We start from the raw sequence: 17,764 nt of genomic DNA on the forward strand, positions 1-17,764 counted from the left end.
GCGATATGTGAGCCTCACCACATATAGATTTTAAATGAAGAGGGGAGTTTGGATATGAAAAAATTCGTGTTATTGATGATGACGTTTATGCTTGTGCTGATTGGCTGTTCGACGAATGACGGGAAGGATGGCAAAGTAACGCTTCGTTACTCTCGCTGGGGTACGCCTGAGGAGATTAAAGGAACACAGGATATCATTGATAAGTTTAATAGTAGCCATCCTAATATTGAAGTTAAGTTGGAGTATGCGGATTGGGAGAACTACTGGACCAAATTGCAAACCCAGCAAGCAGGAGGTAAAGCACCCGATGTCTTTTTGCTCGACAGCGCCTTTTTTATAGGGACATTTGCTGAGAAGAATGCAATTCAGGATTTGACGCCTTTTGTACAAAAATCGAATTTGGATCTCAATCAATTTCTCCCCGGACTTACCAATATTCATACTTACAAAGAAAAGCTATATGCACTGCCAAGAGATTTGAACTCGATTATTATGTTCTACAACAAATCGCTGTTTGAGAAGGCAAAGCTAGATGTGCCGAATGGAACGTGGACTTGGGATCAAGCGCTTCAAGCTGCGCTGAAGCTGACGGTCGACAAGAATGGCAAGACTGCTGATCAGCCTGATTTTGACCCGAAGAATATTGTTCAGTATGGCATTTTCCTGAATGATCAGAACGTCGACAACACGGTTGAACCCATGATGATCCAAAATGGAGGGCATATGTTTAACGGCGACTACACAGGCACAACCATGGCGACAGCAGAAAGTCAGCAGGTACTTGGCTTTCTGCACGATCTCGTGAATAAATATCATGTGTCGCCATCCAGTGAAATGGTTGCCAACATGGGGACTCCATTTGCAACGGGCAAGGTAGCGATGACGATGGACGGTTCTTGGATGCTACCTGAATATAACAAAACGCAGGGCTTTGAGTGGGATGTTACCCTTCCGCCGATCTATAAGAAGCAAGCGCTCGCCGTTCAGTCTGTTGGCAATGCGATGGCTGCGAAAACAAAATATCCAGATCAAGCTTGGGAACTGATCCGCTATTTATCTGGTGAAGAAGCGCAGAAGATTATGGCAAAGGAAGGATCATCGATTCCAGCGCTTAAGAGCATTGCAGAAAGCGACTTTCTCCAAGGTGCACCAACTAATCGAAAGGCATTCCTAGATGCGACTGAGTTTGGAATTTCACAACCATGGTTCCCAGGACGCGCTGAAGTGATCGATCTCATGGCGCAAGAGTTTAAATCGTATATGACAAATATTAAGAAGCTAGATGAAATAGTAACCAAGATAGATAAAGACTCACAGGAGAAAATTAAAGCAGGTAATTAATTCATGGGAAGATGGGGGGAGAAACGATGACTAAAATTGCAATTATTGGAGCAGGCAGTGCGTTTACACAAAATATTGTGATGGATATTCTTTCAATTGCTGCTTTGGAGGTAGGGACAATTGCGCTTGTCGATCTGGATGAACGTCGATTAAACCTTGCGCATCGACTAGTTACGAAAATCATTGAGCAGACAGGGAAGGCATGGAACGTTATTTCCTCTACGAATATACGCGAAGTCATAAAGGGGTCACGGTTTGTTATCAATCAGATTGAGGTAGCGGGCTTAGCCACTGTTCAGTATGAATTTGAAATTCCGCTTAAGTACGGGGTCAAGCAATGCATTGGAGATACGATGGGGCCAGGAGGTTTGTTCAAAACCTTGCGAACTGTGCCAGCTTGGCTGCAGATTATACGTAACGTAGAAGAGCTATGCCCAAATGCCTTGATCCTGAACTATACGAATCCGATGTCAGCCGTAACGCTTGCAGCAGTCAAGACGACGACCATGCCTATCATTGGTTTATGCCATTCCATCCAGAACACCTCTCGTCAGCTTGCCAAATATGCAGGCGTCCCTTATGAAGAGCTGCAATGGCGCTGTGGTGGAATCAATCATATGTCATGGTTTACCGAGCTGACGCATAACGGACACGATCTGTATCCAATTATCCAACAAAAAATGAGCGATCCCACCTTTGTCGCCAAGGATCCTGTAAGGCTTGATGCGATGAAATATCTGGGCGCATTCGTATCCGAATCCAGCGGGCATTTCTCGGAATATATTCCTTATTATCGCAAAAGACAAGATTTGATCGATACACACTGCAATGCAGGTTATAACGGAGCGACAGGTTTCTATGCGAATAACTGGCCCAAATGGCGTCAGGAGCTAGATGAGAGTATAGCAGAACTCCTGCAAGATGATAAACCGATAGAGTTCGAGTCCAGTAATGAATATGCGGCTGTTATTATCGAAGCGGTCGTAACGAATGAGCCAAAAGTGATTTATGGGAATGTGCAGAACCGCGGCTTGATTGAGAATTTGCCTTATGATGGGATTGTTGAAGTAGCGACTCTGATCGATCGCAATGGGTTTAATCCTTGCCGCTTCGGCAAGCTTCCCGAGCATTTGGCTAATCTCTGCCAAACGAATATGGCATTCTTTGAACTGGCGGTAAGTGCCGTGCTGGAACAGAGCCGGGAGATGGCTTTCCACGCTTTGCTTACTGATCCGCTTACGGCAGCAGTTTGTTCGCTTGCCGAGACAAAGCAAATGTTTGATGAACTCATGGAGGCAGAGAAGGATTATATTGCGGTTCTGAATTAGTTTATACTCGAGGCAAGGTTAATAAACAAAAGTGCTATCTCTTCCATTAATAGTAACGGATGAGATAGCACTTTATTTGTTGACAATATTAATGATTACGCCGATGCACTAGTGTCATTGTTTTTGGATTTCATTAGGCTTATAACAACTAGAATAGCTCCAATAACGATAGCGGCGATTTCCCCAATTGTTTCATACTCGCCAAGTTTATTGAATATCTTGAATTGTATGCCGAAATACGGCAAAATAAAGCCCCCGATTCCTAAAATTAAAAGTATAACACCAAAGTTTCTCATAAGTTAGCTCCTCCTGAATCAGAACAATAATGGTTAAATCGTAACACATTTGTATTAATCGACAATATATCCCTTAAGTACTAATTTTGTGGGAGAATTCTGATAAATTTTGTCGAATATCAGAAAAATTTGTCGAATTGTTTATCAGCGAGAATAGTTTATAAACAACTTGAGGTAGTGTATGATCATAGATATGATCAAATAATACATATAAATAATTAGGAGGCGTAACATGAGTCTATTTGAAGAGCAATTAGATAAGTATGCAGCACTTGCAGTTCACACTGGAGTAAACATTCAACCGGGACAAACATTAGTTATTTTTACACCTATTGTTGCAGCGGATTTCGTACGTAAAATTACAAAGAAAGCCTATGAAGCGGGTGCAAGGAATGTCATCGTAGAATGGAATGACGATGAGATTACACATGCCAAATATAGTCATGCACCAGAGGAAGTATTCTCCGAGTATCCAGCTTGGATGGCTCAGATAAGAAATGATCTAGTGAAAGAAGGAGCAGCATTCCTTAACGTGCTTGCGCCAAATCCAGATTTGTTGTCGGATATTGATCCGAAACGCATTGCAACTGCGAATAAAACAGCTGCCCAGGCATTAGAGGTATACCGCAGCTATGCAATGACAGACAAGGTATGCTGGTCAATCGTTGCTGTTCCATCTGAAGCATGGGCTGCTAAGATTTTCCCTGAAGAACAAGATTCTGCTGTTGCGATTCAAAAATTGTGGGATGTTATTTTCTCCATTGTGCGTGTTGATCAAGCAGATCCTGTTCAAGCATGGAAAGAACATAACGAGAAGCTTCAAAATATGTCGGCTTACTTGAATGAGAAGCAATATGCAGAGCTTGTATACGAATCCACTGGTACGAATCTAACAGTTGGTCTGCCTGAAAATCATATTTGGGCAGGTGGCGGAGCGACTAGCCAATCTGGTACTAGATTCAGTCCGAATATGCCGACGGAAGAAGTGTTCACAATGCCGCATAAGGATCGTGTGAACGGTGTAGTTAGTAGCACAAAACCGCTTAACTATGGCGGTACTGTAATTGATCGTTTTACACTTACATTCAAAGATGGTAAAGTCGTTGATTTCACAGCAGAGCAAGGCTATGAGACACTCAAGCATCTAATCGAAACCGATGAAGGCTCAAGCCGTCTTGGTGAAGTTGCGTTAGTTCCGTATGAGTCTCCAATTTCGCTTTCAAACCTGATTTTCTATAACACGTTGTTCGATGAGAACGCATCATGCCACTTTGCGCTTGGTAGAGCGTACCCAACGAATATTCAGGGCGGAGTTGAAATGTCCGAGGAAGAGTTGGCGAAGAACGGCGTGAACTCCAGTCTTACGCATGTGGACTACATGATTGGCTCGGCTGAAACGAACATTGACGGCATTACGAAGGATGGCAAGCGTGAGCCGATCTTCCGTAACGGCAACTGGGCAATTTAATCAGATATAGGATGTAACCTAGAGCCTCTTTCTTGTACCTTGCGGTGCGGGAAGGAGGCTTTTCTTGTTTAAGGACGGTGAAACCGTTTCTTTTTGGTAAACCTTCTTACTTTAAGTAATTTAGTATATAATAATTATGATATAATGAACAAATTATATAGAGATGTTTATATAGGAGGTAATGAAGTTGCAACACATTCAGTTAGACCAAGTACAGCAAGCCATAAATAGTTATGCGAATCAGGATGTGTATCTTCATTTGGAGACGACCAATGGAGCTTATGCGGCCCATAATGATGATAAAAAAATGACAGTCGGCGCTTATATCCGTAATGGCCTTGTACAGTTTACTAGAGGAAGTATCGCAGGAGAGGATGCATACCGCGTTGGGCTTAAGCTCTCGTTGGGTTGGATTTATGCTGAAGGCTTAACTCATTATGAAATAGATGAGCAAGGCAGTTTATTAATGGCTGGATATGATTCTGAGGGACGGCTGGCTGTTGCGCTTGAACTCAGTCACCAACCATTCTAAGATAGGAAGGAGTTTATTTGATATGGAACGTCATATACTTGTCGTATTAGCTCACCCCGATGACGAAGCGTTCGGAGTATCGGGTTTCATAGCTTTAAATCGTGCGCAGGGAGTACCTGTCACTTATGCTTGTGCCACACTTGGCGAAATGGGACGTAATATGGGTATGCCCATGATTGCTAATCGAGAAACGATGCCTCTGCTGCGCCTAGAAGAGCTTAAGAATGCATGTGCTGCTGTTGATTTGGAGGATCTGCGTCTATTAGGATACCGAGATAAAACAGTGGAGTTTGAGAATAGAGAAGAAATAGCGGATCGCATTGGTGAAATTATCAAAGAAACGAATCCATCTTTGATTATAACGTTTGATTCCAAGCATGCGGTTCATCCTGATCACAATGCGATCGGTGCCGCGACATTGCTGGCAGTTAGTCGTATCCCTGAGGCAGAACGTCCAACGGTGTATCTTAAGGCATTTAGCAGAACCTGTCGCGAAGAGATGGGCAATCCAGATGTCGTGATCGATGTAAGCTCCGTATTAGACAAGAAGCTTAATGCCCTTAAAGCGCATGCTTCTCAGACATCCACTATCATTAAAGAGGCGGAAATTAATAAGAATCCATCCGTTCTTAGCATGCTTACGAAGGAAGAATACTGGACTTATCGGTGGTAATTGAAGCAGGTAAATAATTTCCGAATAACGGAAACGAATTACCGAAAAAGCACCCAAAGTTGCCGCATCGTGCACGGCAGCACTGTTGGAGGGCGCTGGTGGAGTGCAGACGGTATATAATTTCCGAATAACGGAAACGAATTACCGAAAAAGCACCCAAAGTTGCCGCATCGTGCACGGCAGCACGGTTGGAGGGCGCTGGTGGAGTGCAGACGGAAAATAATTTCCGGATAACGGAAACGAATTACCGAAAAAGCACCCAAAGTTGCCGCATCGCGATCGGCAGCACTGTTGGAGGGTGCTGGTGGAGTGCGAACGGCAATAAATAAAGGGTATTTAGTCCACAGACTAAATACCCTTTTGTTTCATGTCGTCATTTCAACAGTTGACGATTAGATCTGTACGCAGCTATTCACTCGGGCATTCGGCGATTGTGAATAAGTTCCGCGATATTCTACGCGGTCAATATCACAGTCAGGACCGATCTCGATGTTATTGCCACGGACAATAGATGCCTTGGTTGATTCGAGAATAATATCGTCACCTTCAATAACATTAGCAGTCAGCATTGCATCAGGGACTACTTTGAATATACGCAGCAAGGATTTGATCGCCATATCAATTCCTGTACTTTTTCTGATTATGATTCGTTCGCCACCGATTTCAGATGCGCTGCTAGGCCAGCTAAGTTTGAGATCCAGCGTCCCTACATTCAATAGACCGTCAACTTGAAAACCGCCTTTGGCTGAATAGTTCTCGATCTCGCAATTACCGCGCACGTGGATAGATCCATATTGTTTGATATGTTCTGCTCCAAGGTTACGATCGACGGAAACATCGCCACCAAGCTTGAGTTCTCCCGCCATTAAGTTGCCATGAACATTGCATTGTCCATAAACGGAAACTTGATCTGCTTTTACATTTCCCGTCGCATCGGATGAGCCATGGATTGAGAAATATTCCGCTCTTATACTGCCGTTCACTTGCGAGTTTCCATTTGTATTGAATTTATTGCATTCCACATCGCCACTTATGGTTCCATCGCCATTAATGCTGACTTTGTTGAACACACCACCTGACGATGATCCTGATCCGTTAATGCGAATGTCACGTTTTGTTTGATTCGTCATTGATCTATCATCCTTTCTTGAATAGAAAACTCATGATCATACTTGTTTATGAGATTCTACTTTAGCTTCATCATCAATATATAAACTAACTTTATATTCAACCTCATCAATCACACAGCCTGGGCCGATCGCAACCTCGTTGCCGCGTACGATGTCTGCTTTGGTGTTCTCTAGATAGATTTTGTCCCCTTCAATCACATCTACCCTAAGCTCAGCGGTGAAGAAACTGTTCATAATGCTATTGTTATTCTTTCCTTTAACTACATTGATTCTCTCGCCACCAATTTCTTCTGCTGTACATTTGCCACGTAGGTTAACGTCGATTGTTCCAGAGTTCAGAAGACCATTAATTTTGAAGCAGCCGTCTGCTTTGAAAGTTTCAGCTTGGCAGTCACCATCAATATCGATTATTCCATTCACCATAAACTGTTCGCAGTTAATGTTGCCGTATAACGATGCCTTACCATCGACTCTGATGCTATGAGCACGGGTATTTCCGTCAATGGAACATAAGCCATCAATGGAAATTGTGTCTGCCTGTAAGTCGCCGTTAATTTTTCCCTTGCCATTGCAGTCGAATGACTGGCATGTAACATCGCCATTCACGGTTGCCAATCCGTCTAACTGTACTTTTTGATAAACGCCGCCTGATGTTTTACCCATACCTGAGATATTCAAATTTGGTGAACTGTTCATTGTTCATTCCTCCCGTTTAGATAAGCTTCATTTTCAATTCTTGAATACAATTGCCAAGATGCATCCTGGAGACAACTTTGGCGCCAGCTTCCATAAAGAGATCTGTTGGACTGGAGAAGAGGAGGAAGGTGGATATACCCATTTTGCGGATAAGCATTAATTCACAGTTCTTGCCGTCAAGCTTTTTGTAATGATCGTTAAGTACTTGCAGAAGAGTTCTGCCCTCGTCAAGGCTCATGTCACCCGATTGCAGCAGTTTCTCGAGTAAATATACGTACAGAATTTTATCAAATGCATAAACCTCTGCATCGCCTAACTGCTCAACCATTAAGTTGAGGGATACTTGGGTTGCGACCCCACGACTGATGATTTCTTCTTTATACAGAGCCTTTTCGGAGGGGCTTGGTGACAGCATATCGGATAACGCATCAAGCGATAAACCATCTTTCATGTTCAGAATCTGATTAATTCGTGAAAGAATCAGCTGTCTTGGAAAAAAAGTTTCCTGCCCCGTAAAGGTGGATCTGCGAATAAACCACTGTTCAGGGATCAGATCCTTGCGTTTCCATCTGTATAGTTGTCCATACGATATGCCTGTAAGTTCAAGTAAGTCTTTCTTGGAAATGAGATCTTCTTCCATCGTAGAAGCCTCCTATTTCATTTGTACGTAACATTGTTATGTTGATATCGTAACACTGTTACGTTCGAATTGCAAACTGTTTTTTACCCAAATTTGTGGGAATAATTAATCTTATATTAAGGTACAAGCCTACAAAGTCTGCTATAGTACTAGAAGGTTGTATTATAGGAGTAAATTAATTCATCATAGGAGGATATGAACGAATGTCTGATAAAGAGAATACTTTCGAGAATAAGAATCAAACAGGGGAAGAATTAGAGACAAAGCAAGTAGAAAATACTGAAAAAGCTGCAATAGTGGATTCATCTGCAAAAGGGGATCAGGAGCAAGCTGAGAATAAAGCAGCAGTGGAACCTGTTTCAAACGGTGGTGTTATGAAGCTAGTCCCTTGGATTATCACTGCAGTCGCAGTTGTAGCTCTAATTGCTGTATTATTTATGGATCCAACGGGCAGTAAAGAGGTAGTAGCAACTGTTAACGGTGACAAAATCACAAGACAAGAGCTTAATGAATATATGACAAGCAAAGCAGGCGAGCAAGTCCTTAGCAACATGATTAATGAGAGATTAATTGATCAAGAAGCTAAAAAGGCAGGCATTACAGTTACAGATGCAGCTGTAGACGCCGAGGTAGCCAAAATGACTGAAAGTTATTCGCAGGATCAGTTGGACTATAATCTGGCTCAAGCTGGAATGACAATGAGCGATTTGAAAACACAATTGAGGACAGAGCTGAAAATCCGTGGAATTCTTGAACCTACTATTACAATTACAGATGATGATATGAAGCAAAGATACGATGAGGATAAAGATTACTATAAGACACCAGAACAAGTTAAAGCGTCTCATATTCTTGTAGACAAGCAAGAAGATGCAGAAGCGATTCTAAAGGATCTGAAGGGTGGAGCAGATTTTGCTACACTGGCTAAAGAGAAATCCAAGGATGGGTCCGCATCACAAGGCGGGGACCTCGGCTACTTCGGGCATGGAGATATGGTTGAGGAGTTTGATGAAGCGGCATTCAAGCTTAATGTAGGTGAGATAAGTGATGTGGTTAAATCTAAATTCGGATACCATATTATTAAAGTAACGGATAAGAAGCCTGCAACAGAACCAACTTTTGAAGAGAAAAAAGATGAAATCCGTCAGCAATTGATTGATGAGAAGTTGAATGAGGATGTACCAGCTTGGATCCAAAAAATCCAGGCAGAAGCTAAAATCGATAATAAGCTGGAAGCTAAGGCAACGCCTACACCAGCTCCTGCTACACCAGCACCATCTCCTGAAGCAGATAAGAAGTAAAGTGACAGACTATAGAATTAATGAATCTAGGCTCGCATTTTGGGGGTCTAGATTTTTTTGTATTTTTTGGAATTTGAAATTGAATTTGCTTATGGTTAATAGTGATTCTAATGTAAAATAGCAGGAAATAGAGTCTAATTTATGTACGATCCCACAACTTTTGTTGAAAATGTACGGATTTACACGAAATTTGTCTTTACCAATGTCGAATAATAGCTTAAAATAAGGGAAGGGGAAATCGTTTGTTTTATCCATACAGAGATAGGGATAATCAAATGATGAAATGAATTGACAAATACCCCTTAAGCCGATAGGATTTATAAAAAAAGGGATAGGCCAGAAAGGGCGAGACGATTGAAAAAGTTCATGATGCTTGTATGTGTATTCATTCTTGCAGTCGTCGCAGGTTGCGGCAATAAATCAGAATCGACTGATACTCCTGCACCGAATGCGACTGACGCTCCAAAATCAGAAAAGAAAATAGCAATTGTTCTACCAGAGAAAATTGGTGTGAACCCATTCTTCCAGCTAATGGATGAAGGAGCAAAAGAAGCGGGTAAGGAATTCGGTGTTCAAGTTAAGACAATCGAATCCACTGATCCTAATATGTTAGAGCAGAACTTAAGAGCTGCAGTATCTGATAAATATGATTTGATCATTACAGCAACATTCCAAGCTGAAGATGCTTTGAAGAAGTTAGCTGCTGAGAATCCAGATCAGCAATTTGCAATTGTAGATACAGTAGTAGATCTTCCGAACGTTCGCAGCGTCACATTCCGTGAATATGAATCATCTTATCTTGTAGGCGCAGCAGCAGGCTTATCTACTAAAACAAATAAAGTCGGAATCGTTGCAGCTGCAGACATTCCAATGATTAAGAAATGGACTGTATCCTTCCAAGAAGGTTTGAAAGCTACTAATCCAGATGCACAGTGCTTGATTGGTTATGTAGGTGGTTTTGCAGACCCAGCTAAAGCGAAAGAAATTGCGATTCAACAGAGCTCACAAGGAGCTGACTTCATTCTAGGAGCATCTGCAGTAGGTGACCTTGGCGTATTTGAAGCAGCTAAAGAAAAGAACTTCTACACAGCAGGACAAGACATCGATTATACAGGTAACGACCCGGATCATATCGTATTATCCCAACTTAAGGGCGCTGATGCAGTTACCTACGCAACGATCAAAGATTTCGTAGAAGGAACATTCAAGCCGGGTGTAATCGACTACGGATTGAAAGAAAAAGGTGTTGGCGTACCATTCATCACACATGAAACAAAAACACCACTTAACCCATTCATTACCCAAGAAACCGTTGATAAAGTGAAGGCTATCGCTGACGATATCATCTCAGGTAAATTGGTATTGCAAGATCCTCTTAAACAGTAATGTCTGATATTTACCGGCTGCTTAACTAAATAGGTAGCCGGTTTTTTGCATAGTTGCATAGTGAAGGGAGCGTGCCAGGAATGCTGCTGCAGATGGAGCAAATTACGAAAAAGTATGGCGAGTTTACAGCGAATGACGCAGTTGATTTCACGCTTCGCAAAGGTGAAGTTCATGCGATTGTAGGAGAGAACGGGGCTGGCAAAACAACGCTGATGCGTATTCTCTACGGTATGGAGAAGCCTACTTCCGGTAAGATTCTAGTTAATGGCAAGGAAATGCATTTTCACAATCCGAGTGATGCGATGAATAATGGCATCGGAATGGTACATCAGCATTTTATGGTGTTCCCATCCTTTACAGTTGCAGAGAATATTGTGATTGGGGCTGAACCGACCCGAAGTGCTCAGTTCAATCGCAAAGAAGCGAACAAAATCGTTCAAGACCTGAGTGATACTTATGGCATGCCGGTCCCGCCAGAGAAACGTGCTGCTGAATGCGCTTTAGGAACTCAGCAACGGATGGAAATTCTGAAGGTGCTATATAGAGGCGCTGAAATCATCGTGCTGGACGAGCCTACCGCAGTTCTTACACCTATTGAGGTCAAAGAGCTATTAATAGCGATTAAGGGGCTTGCGAATCAAGGCAAAAGCGTAATTCTGATCACACATAAGCTCAATGAAGTCATGGAAGTCGCTGATCGTATTACGGTACTTCGAGCGGGTAAAATGACGGGCGTACTAAATAAAACCGAAACATCTGTAAAAGAAATATCTCGTCTGATGGTTGGCAGAGAATTGGCTGAGGTTACACGTAGTGTGCCAAAACCAGGAGCACCTGTGCTGCAAATGCAAAATATCAGCATTAAGGGTCAAAGTGGCAAGCCAGTGCTAGACCAGATTAACTTGACTGTCTGTGAAGGAGAAATCGTTGGGATTGCAGGCGTATCAGGCAATGGTCAAACGGAGCTCATTCAGAGTATATGCGGTTTGCAAAGAACAGATGAGGGTAGTATTAGTTTGATCGGTCAACAAATAACTGGCAAGAATCCTAGAGAAATTCGTGACGTAGGCTTAGCTCATATTCCAGAGGATCGGTACCAATGGGGTTGTGCAGGGAATGAGTCGCTTCAAGAGAACGGATTAATGGGTTATCAGCGTAAGCTGCAACGGTATGGGGTATTAGAGCGCAAGAAGCTTTATGCTATGGTTAGCGACTGGATTGAGAAATTCAAAATTAGAACGCCATCCATTCATGCCAATGCACAGAATCTGTCAGGCGGTAATTTACAGAAGCTGATCGTAGCTCGTGAGATGGGGCATGAAACGCCATTCCTAATTGCTGCAGAACCAACACGTGGTGTAGATATTGGCGCAATGGAGTTTATTCATGCCCAGTTAAGACAAAGACGTGACAATAAAGGAGCGATCCTGCTTGTCTCCTCTGAATTATCGGAGATTTTGGCGCTGTCAGACCGAATTCTCGTGATGTACGAAGGACGAATTATTGGCGAACTAAGCAGCAAAGAAGCTACAGAAGAAGCAATTAGTTTGCTTATGGCAGGAGGAAGCGAGCATGAATAAACTTAAACATCAGGCCGGGGCGCTTATCCATCCTCTCATCGCATTATTAATAGGACTTTGTGTTGGGGCGGTAGCTATTGCAACGCTTGGCGAACCTGTCTTTCATACCTATGGTGAAATGTGGAAAGGTGCGTTTGGTAGCTTCTATTTCTTTACGAATACACTAACTCGCGCAGTGCCGATCATCCTGGTTGGCCTAGGCCTATCCCTTGCTTTCAGAGCAGGCTTCTTTAATCTAGGAGCTGAAGGGCAAATGGTCCTCGGAGCGATGGCTGCTGCCTTAACAGCGCTTTACTTCCCTGGTCCTGGATTAGTGAAATTGATTGCTGCGCTTATTGCGGCAGTGATAGCGGGCGGTTTGTGGTCTGCTTTTGCAGGTTGGCTAGACGCTAAATTTAAAATTGATTTGCTTATTACAACGTTGTTGATGAACTATATAGCGGTTTTATTTACAGGTTATCTAGCAGCTAAACCGTTCAGAGATACATCTGGATCCGCAGCGATGGCACAGACGCCGATGATTGATCAAAGCGCATGGCTTCCTAAGCTATTTGCAGGATCAAGCCTGCACGCAGGGATCATTATTGCCATAATCGGCGCGATTGTATTAACGTGGATTATGCGCAATACGATTTTTGGATATGAAATGAATATGACGGGCAGTAATCCATTTTTTGCTGCTTTTGGCGGTGTCAAAAGACTGCCAATGGTCCTGTCGGCCATGTTCGTAAGCGGCGGATTTGCAGGTCTTGCGGGATCAGTTGAAGTGCTCGGTATGCAATATCGTTTTATTGACGGTGCTTTAACCGGTCCTTCTTATGCTTGGTCGGGTCTAATGGCGGCGCTACTAGCGAGCAATAACCCAATTGGAACTGTGTTTGCAGCGATTCTGCTTGCTGCTCTTCAAACTGGTGGTATGGGGATCGAGCGTAACACAGAGGTCCCAATGGAAATTACAAGTGTCATCCAAGCGGTTATTATCGTATTCATTTCTGCCAAATTAACGTTTGCATTCATTAAACGTAAGAAAGAGAGGAAAGCAAATGGAACAACTGTTTGATCTCTCTCTGTTTAACTCAGCTGTTCGAATGGTCGCGCCGATTTTACTTGCTGCACTTGGAGGCTTATTATGTGCGCGAGTGGGCGTTTTCAACGTCGGGCTTGAGGGTTTTGTTCTTGTCGGTGCTTTTGGAGCTATCTTAGGCAATCATTTGTTTGCCAATCTAATACTTGCCGTGTTATTTGCTATAGTAAGTGTTGTGATATATTCGTTGTTGTTTGCCTTTGTGAGTATACATCTCAAGGCCAATGAGATCGTTGTCGGGATCGCGATGAACTTCCTTGCACTTGGGCTAACCGCCTTCTTATTGCGTGCGATCTTTAATGCGAAGGGCGCATATTCCGATAGCAAAATGATAGGTTTGCCAAAATGGGACATCCCACTGATTAAGGATATCCCGTTTGTGGGAGATATTTTATCGGGGCATTCACCGCTTGTTTATTTAACCTTTGTGATCGTAATTGCCATGCATTTTTACTTGTTCCGTACCGTTTCAGGTTTCCGTCTGCTAGCGGTTGGCGAGAATCGGATTGCAGCAAAGAGCATCGGAATTGGTGTTCGTCGCTATCAATATGGAGCGATCCTCATGTCGGGTGCTCTTTGTGGACTTGCTGGAGCCCAGCTATCCTTGGGGCAGCTTACGATGTTCTCAGAAGGTATGACGAATGGACGTGGATTTATCGCCCTTGTTGCGATGATGCTAGGACAATCCAATCCGCTCGGCGTTATGGCATCCAGCTTGTTCTTCGGATTCATGGATGCGATCAGTATCCGTCTGCAAGGTCTATCGATGCCGTCGCAGTTTACGATGATGGTGCCATACGTTGTTACATTGATTGCCCTATTCCTTTTGCGCAAGAAAGGTACGTCATTGGATTCACATAAGTAAGTTACGAGCGTTAAGTAGGTTCTAAGACTAGTTGATAAAAAAGGAGAATGATAGATATGTATATGCCAATCATCCAAGTTAACTCCGAAGATTTGCCAGAATTAGCGATTGTGTGCGGAGATCCACGCAGAGCATTAGCAATCTCAGCAAAGCTGCAAAATGCTAAGGAGCTATCATTTGCCCGTGAGTATCGTACTTTCGTTGGTGAATATGAAGGCGTTCGTCTTGCTGTTGTCAGTCATGGTGTTGGCTGCCCAGGCGCGGCGGTGTGCTTTGATGAACTGATTCGCGGAGGCGTTAAGACACTTATTCGTGTTGGTACAGCAGGCTCGCTTACAAAAGATGCACCGGCAGGCAGCCTTGTGATTAGTGTGGCAGCAGCTCGTGAAGATGGTCTTACGAAGCAGCTTGTACCTATGGGCTTCCCGGCAATTGCGGATGGTAGTGTTGTAGATGCATTGACGCAGGCTGCAGCAGATGCTCCTGGTGTTGTGAAGAAAGGGATTACGGTATGTATTGATGCATTCTTCACAGGTGTTGTTGAGCTTCCTCATAAGCAATACAAAGCAGCTGGCGCTGTTGCAGTCGAGATGGAGCTTGCTTCTTTATATGTAGTGGCCTCGCTTCATGGAGCACGCGCAGGCTCTATTCTTGCCATCGATGGATTTGCAGATGCGGATCTTGCTGGTGAATATGACCCGCATACAGACAACGTTGCGCAAGCCATTGAGCGCGGTATCGATGTTGCGCTTAAAGCGATTGTTAAGCTAGCTTCCTAATTTCATTTAAGAACGGATCATGCCTACTGTATCTCATACAGTGGGTTTTTGTGTTTTTCGCACAATTCGTAAAAATTGGTTGACACTGGCGAGTTCAGGGGTATATAGTGATTTAAAACAGACTATACACATCGGATTAATAATGTAAATTGAAAGCTAAAAGTAAGAAGGATATACGTAAACTCGAACGTATTTTTACATAGAAGCGTATATTTGGGGTAAGGTACTACAAGCAATGGAAAGGGGAATTCCCGACATGCAACATGTGAGTACGAAGCCAGATCGACTTGCCAAATGGCTGGACATAACAGGTGAATTAGCGGATAAATTTGCTCTGGGAGCGGAGGAAATAGATCGTGCAGGTCGGTTTCCACATGAGAATTTTCAATTACTCAAGGATGCAGGTTATTTGGCATTAACGGTACCGCGCATCTATGGTGGAGAGGAAATATCACTATATGAGCTTGTTATTCTTCAGGAGAGACTTGCACAAGGGGATGCGGCGACAGCGCTTGCGATTGGTTGGCATTTATCCGTTATGATGGATCTGGCCATTATGCGACCATGGGACGAAGCCATCTTTGCGGAAGTATGCCGTGGGGTTGTAGAAGACAAGAAGCTTCTAAACCGCGCAGCCTCTGAAGCAGCAACGGGCAGTCCGACCAGGGGAGGCAGACCACAGACGACAGCTTATAAAGTGAATGGAGGCTGGGAACTTTGTGGACGCAAAACATTCACGACATTAAGTAAAGCGCTTGATTATATTATTGTGTCTGCTGTAATTGACGGTACAGACGATGTGGTTTATTTCCTTGTGCCTGGCAGTGCGACGGGTATTTCTTTTGACGAAACATGGGATACGCTCGGAATGAGAGGTACGGCAAGTCATGATATGATCCTGGATCATGTTTTTGTGCCGGAAGAGGCTAATTTACATGAGCCGGCGAGGAATGGAGGCAAGCAGAAGCATGCAGGATGGCTGCTTCATATTCCCGCATGCTACTTAGGGATTGCCACTGCCGCTCGGAACTATGCGCTGCAGTATGCATCAAGCTATAGCCCGAATAGCGGATCAGGACCAATCGCGAATCAGCCGAATACGAGAAGCCTAATTGGTCAAATGGAGCTTGAGTGGTTAACGGCGAGAAACTTGCTGCATGCCGTTGCTAAGCGGTTTGATGAGGATCGGGATGATCCAGCACTTGCAGGTGATCTCGCAGCGGTAAAGCATGTCGTCACGAACCACGCGATCTCAATCGTTGATCGTGCAATGCGAATAGCAGGAGGGCAAAGCTTATATCGCAAGCATCCGTTAGAGCGGTATTACCGTGATGTGCGTGCAGGTCTGCATAATCCGCCAATGGATGACATGACAATTGGGCTGCTAGCTAACCTAGCGCTTAAGCCATATTCGGCAGAATAAGAAAGAAGGGCGTCCCTGATGGAACGGCCCTTCATTTTGTGTTAAGAACGAAGAATTTGATCGATTGCCGTAAGTTCTTCTGTGCTGAAATCAAGATTGTTAAGTGCAGCAACATTCTCCTCAATCTGGCTGACTCGGCTTGCCCCAATAAGTGCCGATGTTAAACGGCCACCGCGCAACGCCCATGCAAGTGACATCTGAGCTAGGCTTTGACCACGTTCAGCAGCTATTGCATTTAATTGCTGCAGCTTGCCAATGAGCTCTGAGGTAATATCTTTTTCATTCAAGAATGGAATTGTAGCTTTCATCGCACGTGAATCAGATGGAATATTAGTTAAGTATTTGCTTGTTAACAGTCCCTGTGCAAGTGGACAGAAGGCAATGCTTCCAACGCCGTTATCATCCAGCACATCTTGCAGCCCATTCTCGATCCAGCGTTCTAGCATCGAATATTTAGGTTGATGAATGAGCAGTGGAGTTCCAAGTTGATTTAGAATTGCAATTGCAGCAGCTGTCTGTTCCGCATTGTAATTCGATAGACCGACATAGAGCGCTTTGCCTTGACGTACAATAAGATCAAGCGCAGCCATCGTTTCTTCGAGCGGAGTTTCTGGGTCGGGTCTATGGGAATAGAAAATATCGACATAATCAAGTCCCATACGCTTTAAGCTTTGATCTAGACTTGAAACAAGATATTTCTTGGAGCCCCATTCTCCGTAAGGTCCATTCCACATCTTATATCCTGCTTTAGTTGAAATGATCATTTCATCTCGGTAGGGTGCGAAGTCCGTCTTTAGCATGGTGCCAAACATTTCTTCTGCCGATCCTGGCGGAGGACCGTAATTATTCGCCAAGTCAAAATGCGTAATGCCTAGATCAAATGCTTTGCGCAGCATCGCTCTGCCATTCTCATATGTATCTGTACCGCCAAAGTTATTCCATAATCCAAGTGAAATCGCAGGAAGTTTAATGCCTGAGCGTCCTGTACGATTGTACTTCATTTGGGTGTAGCGCTCTGAATTAGCTTGATAAACCATTATTCCTATCAACCTCCTCATCTGAATTAACTCCATCATACCATATAATAAGCTTTATTTTCTAAATTCGTATTGTTCTAGCAGGATGTATTCTATTAAAAGAAGGCTCAATATTTACAAATTATATGTGTTTAATAAGATTTAAAGTTGATTCTAGTGATTTTTTTATCTATAGTTAATAGTATCAAATATAAAACTTACTTAT

The 17,764-nt window shown here is 43.4% G+C and carries 17 protein-coding genes; 12 read left to right on the forward strand and 5 right to left on the reverse strand.

From position 1 onward, the window contains the following. The first annotated feature begins 54 nt into the window (after nt 1-54). Both E0485_RS06885 and melA read left to right on the forward strand, forming a co-directional pair. Nucleotides 55-1,341 (forward strand): ABC transporter substrate-binding protein, encoded by a 1,287-nt coding sequence (locus E0485_RS06885; protein ID WP_132417247.1) that lies wholly within the window; start codon nt 55-57, stop codon nt 1,339-1,341. A 26-nt stretch (nt 1,342-1,367) separates the two neighbouring features. Further along, nucleotides 1,368-2,669 carry an alpha-galactosidase gene (melA, locus tag E0485_RS06890; protein WP_132417248.1) on the forward strand — a complete coding sequence of 434 codons (1,302 nt, stop codon included), beginning with the start codon at nt 1,368-1,370 and terminating at the stop codon, nt 2,667-2,669. 95 nt (nt 2,670-2,764) lie between these two features. On the opposite strand, the gene E0485_RS06895 is transcribed toward melA, so the two are convergent. Next, nucleotides 2,765-2,965 (reverse strand): hypothetical protein, encoded by a 201-nt coding sequence (locus E0485_RS06895; RefSeq protein WP_132417249.1) that lies wholly within the window; start codon nt 2,963-2,965, stop codon nt 2,765-2,767. Between the two features lie 232 nt (nt 2,966-3,197). Here E0485_RS06895 and E0485_RS06900 point away from each other — a divergent pair, with 232 nt between their 5' ends. From E0485_RS06900 to bshB2, 3 genes are all read left to right on the forward strand, one after another. Further along, the gene (locus tag E0485_RS06900; protein ID WP_132417250.1) at nt 3,198-4,433 is read left to right on the forward strand and encodes an aminopeptidase; all 1,236 of its coding nucleotides are present in this window, start codon (nt 3,198-3,200) and stop codon (nt 4,431-4,433) included. Between the two features lie 181 nt (nt 4,434-4,614). After that, entirely contained in the window at nt 4,615-4,965 is a 351-nt protein-coding gene (locus E0485_RS06905) for a YojF family protein (RefSeq protein WP_132417251.1), read from the forward strand. 22 nt (nt 4,966-4,987) lie between these two features. Then, entirely contained in the window at nt 4,988-5,638 is a 651-nt protein-coding gene (gene bshB2 / locus E0485_RS06910; RefSeq protein WP_132417252.1) for a bacillithiol biosynthesis deacetylase BshB2, read from the forward strand. Nucleotides 5,639-6,030: 392 nt separating this feature from the next. Here bshB2 and E0485_RS06915 read toward each other — a convergent pair whose 3' ends face one another. From E0485_RS06915 to E0485_RS06925, 3 genes are read right to left on the reverse strand one after another with little or no spacing between them, the layout of a single operon-like run. Then, nucleotides 6,031-6,768, reverse strand: coding sequence for a polymer-forming cytoskeletal protein (locus E0485_RS06915; RefSeq protein ID WP_132417253.1), 738 nt, complete (start codon nt 6,766-6,768; stop codon nt 6,031-6,033). Between the two features lie 36 nt (nt 6,769-6,804). Next, a complete protein-coding gene (locus E0485_RS06920) occupies nt 6,805-7,464 on the reverse strand; it encodes a polymer-forming cytoskeletal protein (RefSeq protein ID WP_132417254.1) in 660 nt (219 codons plus the stop codon). A 16-nt stretch (nt 7,465-7,480) separates the two neighbouring features. Next, nucleotides 7,481-8,104: a YhbD family protein gene (locus E0485_RS06925; RefSeq protein WP_132417255.1), complete on the reverse strand. Its 624-nt coding sequence runs from the start codon at nt 8,102-8,104 to the stop codon at nt 7,481-7,483. A gap of 203 nt (nt 8,105-8,307) precedes the next feature. Here E0485_RS06925 and E0485_RS06930 point away from each other — a divergent pair, with 203 nt between their 5' ends. From E0485_RS06930 to E0485_RS06960, 7 genes are all read left to right on the forward strand, one after another. After that, nucleotides 8,308-9,405, forward strand: coding sequence for a peptidylprolyl isomerase (locus E0485_RS06930; protein ID WP_132417256.1), 1,098 nt, complete (start codon nt 8,308-8,310; stop codon nt 9,403-9,405). Nucleotides 9,406-9,759: 354 nt separating this feature from the next. Continuing rightward, the gene (locus E0485_RS06935) at nt 9,760-10,791 is read left to right on the forward strand and encodes a BMP family lipoprotein (RefSeq protein WP_235857450.1); all 1,032 of its coding nucleotides are present in this window, start codon (nt 9,760-9,762) and stop codon (nt 10,789-10,791) included. An 80-nt stretch (nt 10,792-10,871) separates the two neighbouring features. Beyond that, nucleotides 10,872-12,371, forward strand: a complete 1,500-nt coding sequence (locus E0485_RS06940; RefSeq protein ID WP_132417257.1) for an ABC transporter ATP-binding protein — start codon at nt 10,872-10,874, stop codon at nt 12,369-12,371. Beyond that, entirely contained in the window at nt 12,364-13,431 is a 1,068-nt protein-coding gene (locus E0485_RS06945; RefSeq protein ID WP_132417258.1) for an ABC transporter permease, read from the forward strand. The genes E0485_RS06940 and E0485_RS06945 overlap by 8 nt, the downstream gene beginning before the upstream one ends. Continuing rightward, nucleotides 13,415-14,320 (forward strand): ABC transporter permease, encoded by a 906-nt coding sequence (locus E0485_RS06950; protein WP_132417259.1) that lies wholly within the window; start codon nt 13,415-13,417, stop codon nt 14,318-14,320. Before E0485_RS06945 ends, E0485_RS06950 begins: the two co-directional genes overlap by 17 nt. 56 nt (nt 14,321-14,376) lie before the next feature. Continuing rightward, a complete protein-coding gene (locus E0485_RS06955; RefSeq protein ID WP_132417260.1) occupies nt 14,377-15,099 on the forward strand; it encodes a nucleoside phosphorylase in 723 nt (240 codons plus the stop codon). Between the two features lie 256 nt (nt 15,100-15,355). Beyond that, a complete protein-coding gene (locus E0485_RS06960; protein WP_132417261.1) occupies nt 15,356-16,522 on the forward strand; it encodes an acyl-CoA dehydrogenase family protein in 1,167 nt (388 codons plus the stop codon). 41 nt (nt 16,523-16,563) lie between these two features. On the opposite strand, the gene mgrA is transcribed toward E0485_RS06960, so the two are convergent. After that, nucleotides 16,564-17,559: an L-glyceraldehyde 3-phosphate reductase gene (gene mgrA, locus E0485_RS06965; RefSeq protein WP_132417262.1), complete on the reverse strand. Its 996-nt coding sequence runs from the start codon at nt 17,557-17,559 to the stop codon at nt 16,564-16,566. Nucleotides 17,560-17,764: the final 205 nt, after the last annotated feature.

This window comes from Paenibacillus albiflavus, assembly GCF_004344915.1.
In the GTDB taxonomy this organism is placed as follows: Bacteria; Bacillota; Bacilli; order Paenibacillales; family NBRC-103111; genus Paenibacillus_AM; species Paenibacillus_AM albiflavus.